Here is a 15,533-nt window from a genome sequence, read left to right as displayed (position 1 = left end):
CACCGACAGCACTCCCCCGGATCATCGTCAGAGGTCCAGCTTTCCAAGCTCTTCCGTGAGTTCAGGAACCGCCTCATACAGATCTGCCACCAGACCGTAATCCGCAACCTGGAAAATAGGCGCATCCGCGTCCTTGTTGATCGCCACGATCACCCTGGAATCCTTCATGCCGGCGAGATGCTGGATCGCGCCGGAAATGCCGACGGCGATATAAAGGTCCGGCGCCACCACCTTGCCCGTCTGGCCGACCTGCCAGTCGTTCGGCGCGAAACCCGCGTCCACCGCGGCTCGCGACGCACCGACGCCGGCGCCGAGCTTATCCGCCAGCGGCTCGATATATTTGGTGAAGTTCGCGCTGCTTCGCATGCCGCGGCCTCCGGAGACGATGACCCTCGCCGAAGCCAATTCCGGACGGTTATTCCTGGCAACGCGCTCGCCGACGAAACGCGACAGCCCCGGATCGGCCACCGCGGTGATTGTCTCCACCGGAGCGCCGCCGCCCTCCCCGGCCGCGGCAAAGGCCGAAGCCCGCACCGTGATGACCTTCCTTGCATCCCTGGACCTGACAGTCTGGATCGCATTGCCCGCGTAAATCGGCCGTTCAAAGGTATCCGGCGCGACCACCTTGATGATTTCCGAGATCTGCATCACGTCGAGCAAGGCGGCAACGCGCGGCATCACATTCTTGAAACGCGAGGTTGCCGGCGCAACCAACGCATCGTAACCCGACGCCAGCGAGCGGATCAGCGCGGCGAAGGGCTCGGCGAGGTCGTGGGCATAGGCCGGGTCATCCGCGAGCAGCACTTTGGCGACGCCTTCCAGTTTCGCTGCGCTCTCGGCCGCTCCCCTGGCATTCTCACCCGCGACAAGCACCTCGACCGGCGAACCGAGCTGAATGGCGGCGGTCAGCGCCTTGCTCGTCACATCCTTGAGGGAGGCGTTGTCATGTTCGGCGATCAGCAGCGTGGTCATCAGATTACCCCGGCCTCGTTCCTGAGCCTGGACACCAGTTCGGCGACGTCCTTGACCTTGACGCCCGCCTTGCGGCCCGGAGGTTCGGCGGTTTTGAGGATTTCGAGCCGAGGCGCGATATCAACACCGTACTGATTGGCGGCCCGCACCACGATCGGCTTCTTTTTCGCCTTCATGATGTTCGGAAGACTGGCATAGCGCGGCTCATTGAGCCGCAGGTCCGTCGTCACGATCGCCGGCTTTTTCAACCTGACCGTCTGCAATCCGCCATCCACTTCACGCGTCACAATGAAATGAGCGTCATCGACCTCGAGCTTTGACGCAAAGGTTGCCTGCGACCATCCGAGCAGCCCCGCCAGCATCTGGCCGGTCTGGTTTGAATCGTCATCGATGGCCTGCTTGCCGAGAATGACGAGCCCGGGGCCCTCCTCTTCGATGACCGCCTTGAGGAGCTTGGCGACCGCCAGCGGCTCGACCGGGATTTCGGACTTGATGAGGATCCCTCGGTCGGCGCCCATGGAAAGACCGGTGCGGATCGTTTCCGCTGCTTCAGCGGGACCGATCGACACCAGCACGACTTCGGTGGCCTTGCCGGCCTCCTGAAGGCGCAGGGCTTCCTCGACCGCGATCTCGTCGAACGGATTCATCGCCATCTTGACGTTGGCAAGCTCGACGCCTGATCCGTCGCCCTTGAGGCGAATCTTCACATTGAAATCGACAACCCGCTTGACCGGCACCAGAATCTTCATCGACCCCTCTCGAACCGAGCGTTGGTTGGATCAACTGCGAGTGTGAGCTTCGGCGCGGAACCTAAAGGTCCCGTTTCCGGTGGTCAACGCGGGAAGGCCAAAAAACGCGGTCCTCGACCGTCCCTCGCACATCCAGGAAACCACCGGCTCGCGATCATCTGTTTTGACCGGGCACCCAGAGCACATCGCCCCCGCCCCTGGCGTTCATAAAGCGGCTGGCGACGAACAGAAAATCGGACAGCCGGTTCATGTATCTCACGGCGGCCTCGCTGACCGGCTCGCCGGGCCGCGCGGCGAGCTCCACCATCATGCGTTCGGCGCGACGGCAAATCGTTCGGGCCAGATGGAGATGCGCCGCGGCGGGCGTCCCTCCCGGCAGCACGAATGATGTCAGATCGGGGAGCCCCGCATTGAGGCTGTCGATCTCATTCTCCAGACGCGCGACCTGGCTGGTCAGCACGCGAAGCCGTTCGGCCTTGCCCTCGCGCTGAGGCACCGCAAGGTCAGCGCCGAGATCAAACAGATCGTTCTGAATGCGGCCCAACATTTCATCGAGATCGGGCGCGGCGGAAAGATGCAGCCGGACCACGCCGATCGCGGCATTGGTCTCATCAACGGTCCCGTAGGCGCCGACGCGGAGATCGTATTTCGGACGCCGCTCACCGGTGCCGAGCGCGGTCGTGCCGTCGTCACCGGTGCGCGTGTAGATTCGGTTGAGAGCGACCATCGATCCTCCGACGCCAGGCCGTCAATCCGTCACTGCCCCAGCATCCAGATCGTCACCATCGCGATGATGATCGCAACGAACTGCAGAAAAACCCGCCATCGCATGAGCTTCTGCGATAGGTTGGGACTACCGCCGCGCATCATGTTGACCAGACCCATCATCAGGACGGTAGCGACCGAGGCCACCGCGACGGGAACCAAAATCATGCTCAGAAATACTGTCATGGTGGATACATATCACCGCAACCGCGGCAGCGCCATTGCCGGCAACGAGATTCAGCCCCGCGCGTTGATCTGGGCTTTTGTGTATTGATATCAGATAGTAAACGGCGCCGGTAAGGCGCCACCCGACGTTGCCGAGGTGGAAACGTGAGACAAATCCGATACCTGTATACGATCGGAACGGACGCCCTCTACACGTTTCTCGCCGATGACGGCTGGGCGATCGCCAGCCATATCGCGCTGTCGGCGCTGATGGCGCTTTTCCCGTTTCTGATCGTCCTGACGGCCTTGGCGGGCTTCTTCGGATCCAAGGAACTCGCCGATCAGGCGGCGGACCTGATGCTGCAGATCTGGCCGGATCAGGTCGCCAATACCTTGTCGCGAGAAATTCATGACGTGCTGACGACATCGCGCGGCGACGCGCTCACGGTCGGTCTCGTGCTCGCGGTCTACTTCGCCTCGAACGGCGTCGAAAGCCTGCGGGTCGCCCTGAACCGCGCCTATGCGGTGATCGAGCCGCGCCGCTGGTACTGGCTGCGACTGGAATCGATCGGATATACGCTGGTTGCCGCGGTGACGACGCTGGCGATGGCGTTCCTGATCGTGCTCGGCCCGTTGATCATCGCCGCCGCGAGACGCCACGTCCCGCTGATCGTCGAATCGAATGAAAGCCTGCTCAACATCGCCCGCTACGGCATCACCATCCTCGCGATGTTCACGGCGCTCGTGATCCTGCACGCGTGGCTGCCGGCGGGCCGGCGATCCTTCGTGCAGATCATTCCCGGCATCATCTTCACCATGCTGGCCTCGCTGATATCGGGCGTCGGCTTCGGCCTTTATCTTGCGCGCTTCGCCAACAATTACGTCACGATGTATGCCGGCCTCGCATCGGTCATCATCGCGCTGGTGTTCCTCTATTTCATCGCCGCGATCTTCGTTTTCGGCGGCGAACTGAACGCGGCGATCATCAAGTCGCGGTTGCCGCGCGGTGTTTCGCTTCAAGCAGCGCAGTCGCTAGAGCCCGGGGAGAAACAGGCTTGACCAGAAACGCATCGCCGCCGGCCGCGCGCGATGCCGCCTCATCGTCGCTCCTGCCCGACACGCCGATGATGGCGACGCGCCCCACCGGCGCCCCGAGCGCACGGATACGCCCGATCGCCTCGATGCCGGTGATTCCAGGCAGCACCATATCCATCAGCACCGCATCGAATCCGCCTTGGGCGATGCGCTGGACGGCATCCTCGCCCCGTCCGACGAACTCCGCCTGATGGCCGAGTTCGGTAAGGATCGTGTTGAGCACGACGCGGCCGAACGGATTATCTTCAACGCTGAGAATCCGGAGCGCACCCGAGAAATCCGACGGCCTGTCGAGGTCGTCGCCGCGCTCGATCGCTGCCGGTCCATCGGCTGGCGTCAGCAGAACGGTGAGCGTGAACGTGGTGCCGCCGCCGCGCCGCTGCGTCGCCGTGACATCTCCACCCATCGCGCGCGCCAGTTGCTTCACCGAGGAGAGCCCGAGACCGGCGCCGCCAAAGCGCGATGCGATCGAGACATTGGCCTGCGAGTACGGCCGGAACAGCCGCCTGATCTCGGTGAGCGACAGACCGATCCCGCTATCGGAGACCACGAAGGTCACGCCTGTTCTTCCTCCCGACGGCCGCGACGCCGTAACCTTGAGAGCGACGTCACCCTGCTCGGTGAACTTGATCGCGTTGTCGACGAGGTTCTCCAGCGCCGCGCGCAGGCGGACAGGATCGCCGGTCACGAACGCGGGCAGCCCGTCTGAAATTTCGACAGCGGAGCGCAGGCCCTTGGCGGTCGCGCGGCCGGCCAGCGAATCGCCGGCATTGCGCGCCAGCGCTCGCAGATCGAAGAAGTCCTGCCGTCCGCCCGGCGCCGAACGGCGGCTTCGCGCCGCATCGACGAACAGCGTCGCCAGGCTGGCGAGATGATCGGCGCCGGCCTTGATGGTCTCGACCCAGCGCCGCTCCCGCTCGCCGAGATCGGAGGTGGCGAGCAGATCACTGACGGCGAGAATTCCGGTGAGCGGCGTCCGCACCTCGTGCGCGAACGCGGCGAGCGCATCCTCGACGACGCCGGATGTTGATTGCGAACGCGGCCGCTTCGCCTTTACAGGCTTCGGCGACGTCTTCGGAACATGCTTCTTCGCCGGCCGCCTTGTGGGCTTCCGCGGCTTCTGCAACCCGCGCGATGTCGGCGCCATGATTTTGCTTTCCCCACCCCACGCCAGCATGCCACGGCTCGAACGCGGGAGTCACGTCGTGGATGGATCGTCATGCGAAGATGCTTTACGGCGCACCAACGGCAGCCGCGTTGCGGCGGTTTCAAGGCAGGCCGACAAGCCTGCGGAGCTGCGCGGGCATCATTCCGCCGGCCCGCAACTCCCGCAACCCGATCGCTCCCGACGACTTGGACAGCTTCTTGCCATCGCCATCGCGGATCAGATCATGGTGGTGATAAGCCGGCTGAGGCAGGTCCAGGATTTTCTGCAGCAGCCGGTGCACGGCGGTCGACCTGAACAGGTCCCGCCCGCGCACCACCTCGGTCACCCCCTGGAGCGCATCGTCGATCACGACCGACAAATGATAGCTGGTCGGGATATCCTTGCGGGCGAGAATGACGTCACCCCAGGCTTCCGGGCGCGCGAGAACCTCGCCGGTCTCCCCGTCCGGGCCGGAGCCTCGCTCGATCCACGTCAAATCGCCTGCGAGCCGGCGCGCCGCCTCCATGTCCAGACGCAGCGCGAAGGGCGCGCCGGACCGCAGCCGCCGTTCGCGTTCGCTGGCCGCAAGCGATTTCGCCGTGCCCGGATAGAGCGGCGCGCCGTCGGGGTCTCGGGGCCAGCCGCCGTCGGCCTCCCGCGCCTTCACCAGGGCGGCAATCTCGGCGCGGCTTTCGAAACTCGGATAGAGCAACCCGAGCGCGGCCAGCCGGTCGAGCGCGGCGCGGTAATCGGCAAGGTGCTCCGACTGCCGCCGCACCGGCGTCTCCCATGACACGCCGAGCCAGGCGAGATCTTCATAGATCGCCGCTTCGAACTCGGGACGGCACCTCGTTGCATCAATGTCCTCGATCCGCAGCAGGAACCGGCCCTCGCTCAACCGGACGGATTCAAAGTTCATGAGCGCCGAAAAAGCGTGGCCGAGATGCAAAAAACCGTTCGACGACGGTGCGAAACGGAGAACGGGTGGCGGCATTGATCCTTGCTTGCATAATCGGCCGTGACGGCTGAAGTCCTAGAGCCTTTCCGCTTCTGATTGAATCAGAAGCGGGGCTCCATAATATTGTTTTGACGCGTTTTCTTCACGCGAACCGGTATCCACTTCGCTCGAAAACGCTATAGCGAATGACGCACCGCCTGGAAACCCAATCCGATCTCGACGACGCGATCAACGCGCTGGTGAAACAGGATTCGCGGCTGAAACCGATCCTCGCGCGCACCGGTCTTCCCGCCCTGCGCCGGCGCGAGCCGGGTTTCGAAGGTCTTGCCGCGATCGTCTGCGGCCAGCAACTGTCAACCGCAAGCGCTGGCGCGATCTGGGGACGGCTCAACGCCGCCTTCGCGCCGTTCCATCACGATGCGATCCGCAAGGCGCGCGCCGACCACCTCGCCCGGCTGGGATTGTCGGCGGCGAAGATCGCCACGCTGAAGCTTCTCGCGCGCGAGATCTCGGCGAGCCGACTCAACCTGGACGTGCTTGCCGAGGAGGATGCCGACGCCGCCCATGCGACGCTGGTCCGGCATCGCGGCATCGGTCCATGGACCGCCGACGTTTATCTGCTGTTCTGCCTTGGCCATGGCGACGCCTGGCCCGCAGGCGACGTGGCGCTTCAGGAGGCGATCAGGGCCGGATTCGGGCTGACGACGCGGCCCACGCCGAAACAGATGATGCCGCTGGCGGAGCCTTGGCGACCGCTGCGGGGCGCGGCGGCGCATCTATGGTGGGCGTACTACAGGGTCATCAAACGCAGGGAAGGTATCGTGCCTCAAGCGAAATAGACGGATAGGCGCGGCCTCGACAAAGCGGGACGCCGTGCCTGATCCAGATTGGAACTTATCGATTGTATGACGATTACATCGATGGGCCGTGGGACCAAGCACCGCAAAATGTCAAAAAATCACAAGAACAACAAGAGCCTGTTCGATAGCGAACATCGCGTTCTTGTTCAGGGTGTTATCGACTACGCGATCTTCATGCTTGATCCCACGGGCACCATCATCAACTGGAACGCAGGCGCGGAACGCATCAAGGGATACCAACCCGACGAAATCATCGGCGAGCATTTCTCGCGTTTTTACACTGACTCGGACCGGGCAGCCGGGCGACCCGCCCGCGCCCTGAGGATCGCGAGCACGACCGGCCGGTACGACGAAGAAGGCTGGCGGGTCCGCAAGGACGGCTCCTTTTTCTGGGCCAGCGTCGTGATCGACGCCATTCGCGACGACTTCGGAAAACTCATCGGCTTTGCCAAGGTCACGCGCGACATCACGGAACGCCGTGAGGCCCAGCAGAAGCTCGAACGCGTGCAACGGCAGCTTGCGGAATCGCAAAAAATGGACGCGCTCGGCCAGCTTACCGGCGGCGTCGCTCACGACTTCAACAATCTGCTGATGATCGTCAGCGGCAATATCGAGACCTTGAAAAAAATCGTCGAGGACGATCCGAAAGCACTGCGGGCGGTTCACGCCATCGAGACGGCGACGAAACGCGGGGCCACACTCACCAAGCAACTCCTGACGTTCTCCCGCCGGCAAAGCCTCAATCCCTTGCCGACCGATATCTCCAAACGCATCCGTTCGATCGCCGAGGTTCTTCAGAGCGGCCTCGGCAATGCGATCACCCTGCATATCGACACCGCCGACGACTTGTGGCCGGTCACGATCGACGCAACCGAGTTCGAGACGGCGCTGCTCAACCTGGTCATCAATGCGCGCGACGCCATGAGCGACGGCGGGCGGGTTATCGTGAAAGCGCGGAACACGACCAAAACGAACGAAGCCGACGAATGCCATGTCGCCATTTCGGTCGAGGATACCGGGGACGGTATTCCAACGGATGTTCTTGCAAAGGTGTTCGACCCATTCTTCACGACGAAGGCCGCCGGAAAAGGAACGGGGCTCGGATTATCACAGGTGCACGGCTTCGCTCATCAAGCCGGCGGACATGTCACAATCGAGAGCGAGCTCGGACGTGGCACCAAAGTCACGCTCTATCTTCCGCGCACTGAAACGCTTTGCGTGGAGAACAACGGATCGAGCCGCCGCGGCGCCAAGGGCAGCACCGTCCTGCTCGTCGAAGATAATCCGGATGTCGCGGAGGCGAGCGCGGGACTGCTTGAACAGCTGGGCTATCGTGTGCGGATTTCCAGCAATGCAGAGGCCGCCTTGCTGGAAATCGAGCGCAACGGAATCGATCTGGTCTTCACCGACATCGTCATGCCGGGAAAAATGGATGGTCTCGGTCTGGCGACGATGCTCCGCGCGACGCATCCGCAATTGCCGGTGTTGCTGGCCACCGGCTATAGTGAAACGCTCGCCGGGCACCCGCTGGACTTTCACGTTCTGCGCAAACCCTATGCGATTCATGAGTTGAGTCAGGCGCTCGCCAAGCTGTCTCCACAGCTGGCGACTCCATAGCCGCGATCAATGAAGGTTGGCCGCGAGCAGACCCTCGATCCGATCTCGGGCGGCGGTCCCCATGCCCCACTGGCGAGCGTGGCCCACCCGAAAAGCAGGGCTTGCGCTCTTCACAATCCCGTCACGCTGCCTGTAGTATGTCGTCGTGAGCCGCCTCGGGATAGATGCGGCCGAATATGGAACCGGGGGGTGCTCCGCAAAGTGCCGGTTTTGCGGTCAGAGTTCATTCGGGCATAAACATTGCAGGCATAAACATTGGATGCATTTTCCGCGGCGAACCGGCGTGTAACTTTGCCAGGAAAGTGCTCTGGAGGCGCTATTTGAACGCGCATGTCTCACAGGGCGGCTGGCCGGTGCTGGTCCTGAACGCAGACTTCCGGCCGCTGAGTTACTATCCGCTGTCTCTTTGGTCGTGGCAGGACGCGATCAAGGCAGTGTTCCTTGATCGCGTCAACATTGTCGAACGCTACGATCGCGCGGTGCGCAGCCCATCGTTCGAAATCCAGCTTCCGAGCGTGGTGTCGTTAAAATCCTTCGTGAAGCCATCGACCCACCCCGCCTTCACCCGCTTCAACGTATTCCTGCGCGACAGGTTCATGTGCCAGTATTGCACAGCCGTCGAGGATCTCACCTTCGACCACATCATTCCGCGCAGCAAGGGCGGTCAAACCACCTGGGAGAACGTCGTCGCAGCCTGCTCGCCGTGCAATCTGCGCAAAGGCAGCCTGACGCCGCAACAGGCCGGGATGTTTCCGCGCCAGGCGCCGTTCGCGCCGACCGTGCATCAGTTGCACCGAAACGGCAGGTTGTTCCCGCCGAACCATCTGCACGAGAGCTGGCTGGACTATCTCTATTGGGACACAGAACTCGATCCCTGAAGCGAGAAGAGAAAAGAATGGCGTGGTTTTCCGCCAGCATTCCGCTTCCCAGAGCCGCCCTGCTCTAACGTTGGATCGATTTCAGTTCCCGGTCATCGCGATCCGGCCGCACCTGCGCCCTGCCCTTTCACGGACGACGTCAGGCGCATAAGCTCGTTGCTCGTATCGGCTGATTGCTACAATCTCCTGATACGGCCGTTAGAGCATGATCTGGCTACGCACCGCCACGGAGTACGCGCATGGCCTCATTGACGCAATGGAAGGTGCCAAGCTCCGCTCAGCCGCGCCCGGAGGATTACCATTTCGATCTCGACCGCGCGCTGTCCACCGTCGTCGGGCTGCATTCCTTTGTTCCGCCCGATGCCCTCACGGCGGACACCCTCGGCACCGAGCGTGCCGGAAACGGCGTCGTGATCGACGACGGCCTTGTTCTCACGATCGGCTACGTCGTCACCGAGGCGGAAACCGTATGGCTGCATCTTGCGGACGGCCGCGTGGTTCAGGCGGACACGATTGGCATCGATCGGGAAAGCGGCTTCGGCCTGGTGCAGGCACTCGGTGATCTCGATCTCGAGCCGCTGCCGCTGGGTTCGTCGGCCGCGGCGAGAGTCAATGACCCGGTCGTGGTCGCCGGAGTCGGCGGACGCTCCCGTTCGCTCGCCGGCAGGATCATTTCAAGGGAGGAGTTCGCCGGCTACTGGGAGTACCTCATCGATCAAGCCATCTTCACCCGCCCCGCGCACCCCAACTGGGGCGGCACCGGCCTGATCTCGGCCTCAGGCGATCTGATCGGAATCGGCTCTCTGCAACTCGAGCGGGAGGAAGCCGGCCGCAGCGAACATCTCAACATGAACGTGCCGATCGATCTGCTGAAGCCCGTCCTCGACGACCTGCGAAAGTTTGGACAGGTCAACAGGCCCGCCCGCCCCTGGCTCGGAATCTACGTCGCCGAGATCGAAAACAGGGTGACCGCAGTCGGTATCGTACCGAAAGGACCGGCGGACCACGCCGAACTGCGCGCCGGCGACGCCATCCTCGCGGTGAAGGGAGAAAAAGTATCGGACGCGTCCCAGCTCTATCGCAAATTGTGGTCGCTGGGTCACGCAGGCGTCGACGTGCCGCTGACGCTTCATCGCGAGGGCGACACTTTCGACGTGGTGGTGACATCCACCGACCGCGCCCGAATGCTGAAGAAGCCAAGACTCCACTGAGCATAGCACTCCACTGAGCACAGCCCAGCTCTTATTGCGTTGATGCGGCTGGAGAGATGCCGAGCAGATTCGAAAGGCGGCCGCTGGGGGCCACGAGATCGGCCAACGTATATCCTTCAAGAACGTCCATGAAAGCCTGATACGCCCGCTCCATTGCGCGCTTGAGCACGCAACCGGGATTGATCTTGCAGGGCGCGTTCAGCGGCTTCAGGCACGACACGATGGCCATGTCCGGCTCGGTCATGCGAATGACCTCCGCCAGCCCGATCGCCTCGGCGGGCTTGGCGAGACGCAGTCCGCCGCCGCGACCGCGCACGGTTTCAATATATCCCGCCACCCCCAGCTGATGAACCACCTTCATCAGGTGAGCCTCGGAAACGTTATAGCTTCCGGCGATCTCGGCGATGGTCGACAGCCCATCGGACTTGAGCGCGAGGTACATCAGCACCCGCAACGCGTAGTCCGAATAGGTGGTGAGGCGCATGCATACTTCCCCGTGCGATGGTCACGTAAAAGCTATATTGTAGATATTGCTTTTACGCAACCGCTGATGTATGGAAACACTGGCCTTTGCAGAGGAGCGTTTTATGAGCAAGAGCGCCACGATCAGCGACGCCGTCGCAAAGTCTTTAGCTGCTGCCGGAAACCGCCGCCTGCAATGCCCCCGGAATCCGCAATAGCTCCGGGGACTATTTCCACCTGGTCCGCATGCCGGTCAGTTCGTTGAGCTGGACGATGGCAGGCATCATCGCAATGGCGTATCCCGTATGACACTCACGTCCGACAAAATGGATCATGTAACCGAGGACGGCATCCGCCGGCTCGTCGACGCCTTTTATACGAAGGTGCGCGCCGATGCAGAGCTGGGCCCGGTCTTCGAGAACAAGATCAGGGATAACTGGCCCCACCATCTTGAGAAGATGTACGCGTTCTGGTCATCGGTGATGCTGACCACCGGCCGCTACAAGGGCAATCCCATGATGAAGCACATGGCGATACCGGGCATGAGGCCGGATCTGTTCACCCAGTGGCTCGCGCTCTTCGACGAAACCTGCCGCGAATTGTGCGACGAGCCGATCCGCGCGGCCTTCATGGAAAAAGCGGAACGCATCGCTGAAAGCCTGAAGATTGCGGTGTTCTACCGGCCTGACCGGCCGTGGCCGCCGCAGGCTTCCACGAACGCGACGTGAGCGTGCCGACCTGACGCCTGCGCCGATCCTTATGCTTTCACTTGGTCTTCATGCTTTCACTTGGTCTTCTCGGCGACAGCCTTGCGCGCGTCCGCGATGGCCTGGACGAATTGCGCCGTGGTCAAAACGCCGGGTACGCGGAACTTCCCGACAATAAACGAAGGCGTCCCGTTGAATCCGAAGGCGGCCGCCTGATCGTTGTTGCGCTTCAGAAGGGCGTCGATCGCGCCGGCGTTGGCGGCCATGTCCTTGAGCGCGCGATCGACATCGATCTTCGCATCCGCCATCAACGCGCGAACGCGCGGTTCGGTCAGGCGTGAACTCGTATTGATCAGGGCTTCGTGCGCGACGACGAACTTGTCCTGATATCTGGACGCCAGCGCCAGACGCGACGCATAGACCGAGACGGGGCCGAGGATCGGCCAGTCCTTGAAGATCAGCCGAACCTTGCCGTCGTCGCGCACCACCTGAGCGAGCCCCGGCGCGAGCTTGCGGCAGTAGGAGCAGTTGTAATCGAGATACTCGACGATCGTGATGTCGCCGTGCGCATTGCCCGCCGCCGGAATTTCCGGGTCGCGCAACACGCGGGCTTCGGTCAGAACGTCGTCAGACGTCTCGGCCAGTGTCGGCGCGCGCGTCAGGCCCGCCGTCACCATTCCCAGGCCCAAGGCTCGCAGCAGCGTGCGCCTTGTCGGGGCGCCGGACGGATCCCGCGATTCCGGCATGATCGATCAGGCGCCCTTCAGCCGCTTGGTGCATTCGCTATAGTAGCCACCACCCTTCATGATCCATTTCATCCCGCCATTGGCGTTGCTGGACTTGTTGGCCTTGTATTGATCAAGGCAGGTGTGCCTGCGCGCCTTGCCAGCGGTTTCGCCGGCATATTTGGACGACACCGCCGATGGGAAAACCGCGTTGCCGGCCGAGGTGGCCGAAGGAGTCGCTGCGGTCTTCGGCGCGGATGCTTCGGCCGCTTCCGGGGCCGCCGCCGCTCCGCAATGAGCCTTGCGGAAATCATTCCATTTCTGACCGTCGAGGGTGCCCGCTGATTTCGCGGCCTGATACTTCGCGCTGCACTCCTGCGCCGTCAGCGCGTCGGCGGGCAACACCGAAAGCCCAAGCAGACCTGACGCCGTCACGGCGCCAAGCAGTTTCAGATAACCTGTCATGACTCTGTCTTTCCGGGACCTGGATGATGGTGGACTCGATCCTATAGCGTTTTCGAGCGAAGTGGAAACCGGTTCGCGTTAAAGGAAACGCATCAAAACAACAATCGCCCGATGCCGTTCACCCACCGTTCAGCCCGGCTCCGCGATGGTGCGGCCGTTATCAACCTGAGGGATTTCCCATGACCATGTTTCCCCGCGCCATAGCGGTCGTCGCGGCATCGCTGCTGCTTGGCGCAACGGCATTCGCCCAAGCCCCCGCAACCGAAGCACCTGCGGCGGCTTCAAAGGCGGCGCCCGCCGCCAAGAAGGCTCACAAGACCCAGAAGGCCCAGAAGGCGAATTCCGCAGCTTCGCTCGAATGTACGAAGGAGGCCGACGCCAAGGGCCTGCGCGGTAAGGAACGCAAAAAATTCCGCGCCGAGTGCAAGTCGAAGGCGGCCCAGCCGAACTGATCCCGCTCGCCCGATCAATCACGATGATTGTGGATCAAATCGATCCACAATCATCGCGTGATCGACTCCAATATTTTGAGAGCGGGATGCGGGCGGAAATCTGCACCGCTTTTCTTCCCGCCAGCCAAATCTGCCACTTACCAAGTCTGTCGCTTACCAAGCCTGTCGCTTAAGAGCGTCAGCCCGGGACCATCTATCCCGAGTCCCCGACTCTGGCTTACCTGACCTTGCCTGCCAAAGCCGCGATCCCCCATCCCGCGATTGCCGCCATCAGCAGCGAGATCAGCGCGTTGTATCCGGCGAGCGACAGGCCGAGGAAACGCCACTGCACCTCGTCGCAACGCACCACCTTCACCCTATCGAGATTTTCCAGCAGACTTCCCTTGCCCAGATCGAGCACCGCTCCGCTGCACTCGGCAGGCCCCGGCCAGAAGCCCCACTCCACCCCGGCATGATAGGCGCCGAACCCGGCGTTACCCAGCGCGGCCAGCGCGAGAACGGCGAGAGGCGGCATGATGAGGCAACGTGGCGCGCCCTTCGCGATGGCAAAGGCCAGAAGCAGGGCGAAAGGGATCGCCAAATAGTAGGCATAGCGCTGCTGCAGGCAGAGCGGACACGGCACGATCTCCAGCACGAGCTGAAAGAACCATGCGCCTGCGAGGGTCGCGGCAGCGATGAAGGCAACGGCCAGCGCCGCGGCAAAAGCGGTTTTTCTGTTGCCGGCTGCGGAGGCTGGTTTCACGACGGTGTCAAGAGTCACAGCTTCCTCCGGCTGAGCGTCCGGCCTGCCACATGCGTCCCGAAGCCTTTCCGCTTCTAACGAAATCGGAAGCGGCGCTCTTATCATTTGATCTGACGCGTTGTTTTCACCCGAACCGGATGCCACTTAGCCGGAAAATGCTCTGGCCGGGAGATGCTCTATAGCCTGCGAGCCTTGCCGCTGTCGAGCCGGCGGCCCTCGCTCCGCGCGGCCATTCGGACCAAGGCCACCTTGGCGCAGATGGCACCTGGCGCAGCCGGGTTGACCGGCGAGGATCGGTCGCTATAGTCCGCCCCGCTTCGCAAGGTCATGGCCGCATTCGGGTGTGACTTGCGAATGCCCCTGTGGCGGAACTGGTAGACGCGCTCGACTCAAAAAGTGGTTTGTCTACCAATCCACAGGAAAACACGACGAGTTGAAAACGACGTGCTTTCAGAGGGTTGGGAAGGAAGGAAAAGAGGCTGGCGATATTCAGTTTTCGCTCTAGGTGCAGTATAGGTGCAGAGAGCGTCGGCTAGAATCGGCGGCAAATGTGCGGGTGTGGTGGAACTGGTAGACGCGCCGGATTCAAAATCCGGTTCCGAAAGGAGTGTCGGTTCGATTCCGACCACCCGCACCATCCTTCGAAAATGAGCCGGGGCTCACCGAGCGGGTGCAGCAGAGCGGCTTTGGGAAGCCGTCCCATTCGACGGAGACCCGATGCCACGTCATGAATTCAAACTGTCGGTAAAGCGTGAGCTCGCGATACGAGCGGCGCATTTCTGCTCGAACCCACATTGCCTTCGGTTGACCTCAGGCCCTCGATCGGGCGGTGAGCGCGGCCTTGGAACCGGGCACGCCGCGCATATTTGTGCGGCGGCCGAAGGCGGCCCGCGGTACGATCCGGGTCAAAGCGAATCTGAACGTCGGTCGAGCGCCAATGGTCTTTGGCTGTGCCGCGAATGTGGCGATATGGTCGACAAGGATAGTGGTGGCTTCCGTGCGGAGCAGTTGCGCAATTGGAAGCGCGACCACGAGATTATGATTAGAGAAGTTCGTCAACATGGCTGGTCGAGCAGCATCGAACTGCTTCGGTCTGGCCAGATGGCACCCGGCCTAGCTCGAGAGATCATCGCTTTATTCGAGGACCGCCGAACATTCTGGGCCACCTTCGACGCCGAGTTTCCCGATCGTGTGCGAATGTCTCTTGAGAACCTTCGGCATGGTCTCACCCGGCTACGTCGTGACTGCGCCGCCGGCAGCCCGCTCGACACCGTGATCGTAGCGCTAGGGCAGACGATACGACACTTCTTTGATGCCGTCGAACGGTTCGACCTAAGCACCTTGCGATGCGACGGCCGCGATCCGGATTGGCTGGCATTTGAATCTGCGCTTAGGGCGATCCGCAAGTCGGTGGGTTATCAGGTCAGTGCCCTGGGAGACTCCTATGGGATGCCGCTTCAGGGCGAGTTCGCCGCCTTCCTTCCCCAAATGTCAGGCGTGGACGGACACTGAGGGTCCTCGCAGGCTAGTCTGTGTTGATTTCCACTGAGAGTTGACCCGGGA

At 62.3% G+C, this 15,533-nt stretch carries 18 protein-coding genes and 1 tRNA gene; 9 read left to right on the top strand and 10 right to left on the bottom strand.

Features of this window, described 5'->3' with window-relative positions:
* Window positions 1-27: 27 nt before the first annotated feature.
* The 4 genes from ACMYR2_RS05015 to ACMYR2_RS05000 all read right to left on the bottom strand — a co-directional run bounded on the left by ACMYR2_RS05015 (window position 28) and on the right by ACMYR2_RS05000 (window position 2,672).
* Complete coding sequence (locus tag ACMYR2_RS05015; RefSeq protein ID WP_347265096.1) at window positions 28-972, bottom strand: electron transfer flavoprotein subunit alpha/FixB family protein; 945 nt, start codon at window positions 970-972, stop codon at window positions 28-30.
* A complete protein-coding gene (locus ACMYR2_RS05010) occupies window positions 972-1,721 on the bottom strand; it encodes an electron transfer flavoprotein subunit beta/FixA family protein (RefSeq protein ID WP_416193787.1) in 750 nt (249 codons plus the stop codon). Before ACMYR2_RS05010 ends, ACMYR2_RS05015 begins: the two co-directional genes overlap by 1 nt.
* A gap of 154 nt (window positions 1,722-1,875) precedes the next feature.
* On the bottom strand, window positions 1,876-2,448 hold the full coding sequence (locus ACMYR2_RS05005) for a cob(I)yrinic acid a,c-diamide adenosyltransferase (protein WP_347264472.1): 573 nt from the start codon (window positions 2,446-2,448) through the stop codon (window positions 1,876-1,878).
* A 29-nt stretch (window positions 2,449-2,477) separates the two neighbouring features.
* A complete protein-coding gene (locus tag ACMYR2_RS05000; RefSeq protein ID WP_141385103.1) occupies window positions 2,478-2,672 on the bottom strand; it encodes a twin transmembrane helix small protein in 195 nt (64 codons plus the stop codon).
* 144 nt (window positions 2,673-2,816) lie between these two features.
* On the opposite strand from ACMYR2_RS05000, the gene ACMYR2_RS04995 reads away from it, so the two are divergent.
* Window positions 2,817-3,710 carry a YihY/virulence factor BrkB family protein gene (locus tag ACMYR2_RS04995; protein ID WP_347264471.1) on the top strand — a complete coding sequence of 298 codons (894 nt, stop codon included), beginning with the start codon at window positions 2,817-2,819 and terminating at the stop codon, window positions 3,708-3,710.
* Here ACMYR2_RS04995 and ACMYR2_RS04990 read toward each other — a convergent pair.
* The gene (locus ACMYR2_RS04990) at window positions 3,637-4,893 is read right to left on the bottom strand and encodes an ATP-binding protein (protein ID WP_416193786.1); all 1,257 of its coding nucleotides are present in this window, start codon (window positions 4,891-4,893) and stop codon (window positions 3,637-3,639) included. The two genes, ACMYR2_RS04995 and ACMYR2_RS04990, sit on opposite strands and share 74 nt — an antisense overlap.
* A 121-nt stretch (window positions 4,894-5,014) precedes the next feature.
* Entirely contained in the window at window positions 5,015-5,887 is an 873-nt protein-coding gene (gene gluQRS / locus ACMYR2_RS04985) for a tRNA glutamyl-Q(34) synthetase GluQRS (RefSeq protein ID WP_347264469.1), read from the bottom strand.
* Between the two features lie 149 nt (window positions 5,888-6,036).
* On the opposite strand from gluQRS, the gene ACMYR2_RS04980 reads away from it, so the two are divergent.
* From ACMYR2_RS04980 to ACMYR2_RS04965, 4 genes are all read left to right on the top strand, one after another.
* Window positions 6,037-6,690: a DNA-3-methyladenine glycosylase 2 family protein gene (locus tag ACMYR2_RS04980; RefSeq protein WP_347264468.1), complete on the top strand. Its 654-nt coding sequence runs from the start codon at window positions 6,037-6,039 to the stop codon at window positions 6,688-6,690.
* Window positions 6,691-6,798: 108 nt separating this feature from the next.
* A complete protein-coding gene (locus ACMYR2_RS04975) occupies window positions 6,799-8,328 on the top strand; it encodes an ATP-binding protein (RefSeq protein WP_347264467.1) in 1,530 nt (509 codons plus the stop codon).
* A gap of 320 nt (window positions 8,329-8,648) precedes the next feature.
* A complete protein-coding gene (locus ACMYR2_RS04970) occupies window positions 8,649-9,206 on the top strand; it encodes an HNH endonuclease (protein WP_347264466.1) in 558 nt (185 codons plus the stop codon).
* Between the two features lie 239 nt (window positions 9,207-9,445).
* Window positions 9,446-10,417: a S1C family serine protease gene (locus ACMYR2_RS04965; RefSeq protein ID WP_347264465.1), complete on the top strand. Its 972-nt coding sequence runs from the start codon at window positions 9,446-9,448 to the stop codon at window positions 10,415-10,417.
* Window positions 10,418-10,448: 31 nt separating this feature from the next.
* Here ACMYR2_RS04965 and ACMYR2_RS04960 read toward each other — a convergent pair whose 3' ends face one another.
* Window positions 10,449-10,901: an Rrf2 family transcriptional regulator gene (locus tag ACMYR2_RS04960; RefSeq protein WP_347264464.1), complete on the bottom strand. Its 453-nt coding sequence runs from the start codon at window positions 10,899-10,901 to the stop codon at window positions 10,449-10,451.
* A 283-nt stretch (window positions 10,902-11,184) separates the two neighbouring features.
* Here ACMYR2_RS04960 and ACMYR2_RS04955 point away from each other — a divergent pair, with 283 nt between their 5' ends.
* Window positions 11,185-11,607 (top strand): group III truncated hemoglobin, encoded by a 423-nt coding sequence (locus ACMYR2_RS04955; protein WP_347264463.1) that lies wholly within the window; start codon window positions 11,185-11,187, stop codon window positions 11,605-11,607.
* A gap of 56 nt (window positions 11,608-11,663) precedes the next feature.
* Here the strand turns inward: ACMYR2_RS04955 and ACMYR2_RS04950 are convergent, their stop codons facing one another.
* Both ACMYR2_RS04950 and ACMYR2_RS04945 read right to left on the bottom strand, forming a co-directional pair.
* Window positions 11,664-12,332, bottom strand: a complete 669-nt coding sequence (locus ACMYR2_RS04950) for a DsbA family protein (protein ID WP_347264462.1) — start codon at window positions 12,330-12,332, stop codon at window positions 11,664-11,666.
* Window positions 12,333-12,338: 6 nt separating this feature from the next.
* A complete protein-coding gene (locus ACMYR2_RS04945) occupies window positions 12,339-12,776 on the bottom strand; it encodes a hypothetical protein (protein WP_347264461.1) in 438 nt (145 codons plus the stop codon).
* A 179-nt stretch (window positions 12,777-12,955) separates the two neighbouring features.
* Here ACMYR2_RS04945 and ACMYR2_RS04940 point away from each other — a divergent pair, with 179 nt between their 5' ends.
* Window positions 12,956-13,228, top strand: a complete 273-nt coding sequence (locus ACMYR2_RS04940) for a PsiF family protein (protein ID WP_347264460.1) — start codon at window positions 12,956-12,958, stop codon at window positions 13,226-13,228.
* A 217-nt stretch (window positions 13,229-13,445) separates the two neighbouring features.
* Here ACMYR2_RS04940 and ACMYR2_RS04935 read toward each other — a convergent pair whose 3' ends face one another.
* Entirely contained in the window at window positions 13,446-13,988 is a 543-nt protein-coding gene (locus ACMYR2_RS04935) for a disulfide bond formation protein B (protein WP_416193785.1), read from the bottom strand.
* A gap of 534 nt (window positions 13,989-14,522) precedes the next feature.
* Here ACMYR2_RS04935 and ACMYR2_RS04930 point away from each other — a divergent pair.
* A tRNA-Leu gene (locus tag ACMYR2_RS04930) sits at window positions 14,523-14,607 on the top strand.
* 332 nt (window positions 14,608-14,939) lie between these two features.
* Complete coding sequence (locus tag ACMYR2_RS04925; protein WP_416193784.1) at window positions 14,940-15,482, top strand: hypothetical protein; 543 nt, start codon at window positions 14,940-14,942, stop codon at window positions 15,480-15,482.
* The last annotated feature ends 51 nt before the right edge of the window (window positions 15,483-15,533 follow it).

The sequence above is a fragment of the Nitrobacter sp. TKz-YC01 genome (genome assembly GCF_047824785.1).
Classification (GTDB): Bacteria; Pseudomonadota; Alphaproteobacteria; order Rhizobiales; family Xanthobacteraceae; genus Nitrobacter.
Note: the sequence above shows the minus strand (reverse complement) of the source record. Positions and strands in the feature narration are given on the sequence as shown.

What these genes read in the sequence shown, in the direction of transcription:
- ACMYR2_RS04980 (WP_347264468.1), top strand. Translation starts at nt 6,037, where the DNA reads ATGACGCACCGCCTGGAAACCCAATCCGATCTCGACGACGCGATCAAC.
- ACMYR2_RS04945 (WP_347264461.1), bottom strand. Translation starts at nt 12,776, where the DNA reads ATGACAGGTTATCTGAAACTGCTTGGCGCCGTGACGGCGTCAGGTCTG.
- ACMYR2_RS04990 (WP_416193786.1), bottom strand. Translation starts at nt 4,893, where the DNA reads ATGGCGCCGACATCGCGCGGGTTGCAGAAGCCGCGGAAGCCCACAAGG.
- ACMYR2_RS04960 (WP_347264464.1), bottom strand. Translation starts at nt 10,901, where the DNA reads ATGCGCCTCACCACCTATTCGGACTACGCGTTGCGGGTGCTGATGTAC.
- ACMYR2_RS05000 (WP_141385103.1), bottom strand. Translation starts at nt 2,672, where the DNA reads ATGACAGTATTTCTGAGCATGATTTTGGTTCCCGTCGCGGTGGCCTCG.
- ACMYR2_RS04955 (WP_347264463.1), top strand. Translation starts at nt 11,185, where the DNA reads ATGACACTCACGTCCGACAAAATGGATCATGTAACCGAGGACGGCATC.
- ACMYR2_RS04965 (WP_347264465.1), top strand. Translation starts at nt 9,446, where the DNA reads ATGGCCTCATTGACGCAATGGAAGGTGCCAAGCTCCGCTCAGCCGCGC.
- ACMYR2_RS04940 (WP_347264460.1), top strand. Translation starts at nt 12,956, where the DNA reads ATGACCATGTTTCCCCGCGCCATAGCGGTCGTCGCGGCATCGCTGCTG.
- ACMYR2_RS04975 (WP_347264467.1), top strand. Translation starts at nt 6,799, where the DNA reads ATGTCAAAAAATCACAAGAACAACAAGAGCCTGTTCGATAGCGAACAT.
- ACMYR2_RS05015 (WP_347265096.1), bottom strand. Translation starts at nt 972, where the DNA reads ATGACCACGCTGCTGATCGCCGAACATGACAACGCCTCCCTCAAGGAT.
- ACMYR2_RS05010 (WP_416193787.1), bottom strand. Translation starts at nt 1,721, where the DNA reads ATGAAGATTCTGGTGCCGGTCAAGCGGGTTGTCGATTTCAATGTGAAG.
- ACMYR2_RS04950 (WP_347264462.1), bottom strand. Translation starts at nt 12,332, where the DNA reads ATGCCGGAATCGCGGGATCCGTCCGGCGCCCCGACAAGGCGCACGCTG.
- ACMYR2_RS04925 (WP_416193784.1), top strand. Translation starts at nt 14,940, where the DNA reads ATGGTCGACAAGGATAGTGGTGGCTTCCGTGCGGAGCAGTTGCGCAAT.
- ACMYR2_RS05005 (WP_347264472.1), bottom strand. Translation starts at nt 2,448, where the DNA reads ATGGTCGCTCTCAACCGAATCTACACGCGCACCGGTGACGACGGCACG.
- gluQRS (WP_347264469.1), bottom strand. Translation starts at nt 5,887, where the DNA reads ATGCCGCCACCCGTTCTCCGTTTCGCACCGTCGTCGAACGGTTTTTTG.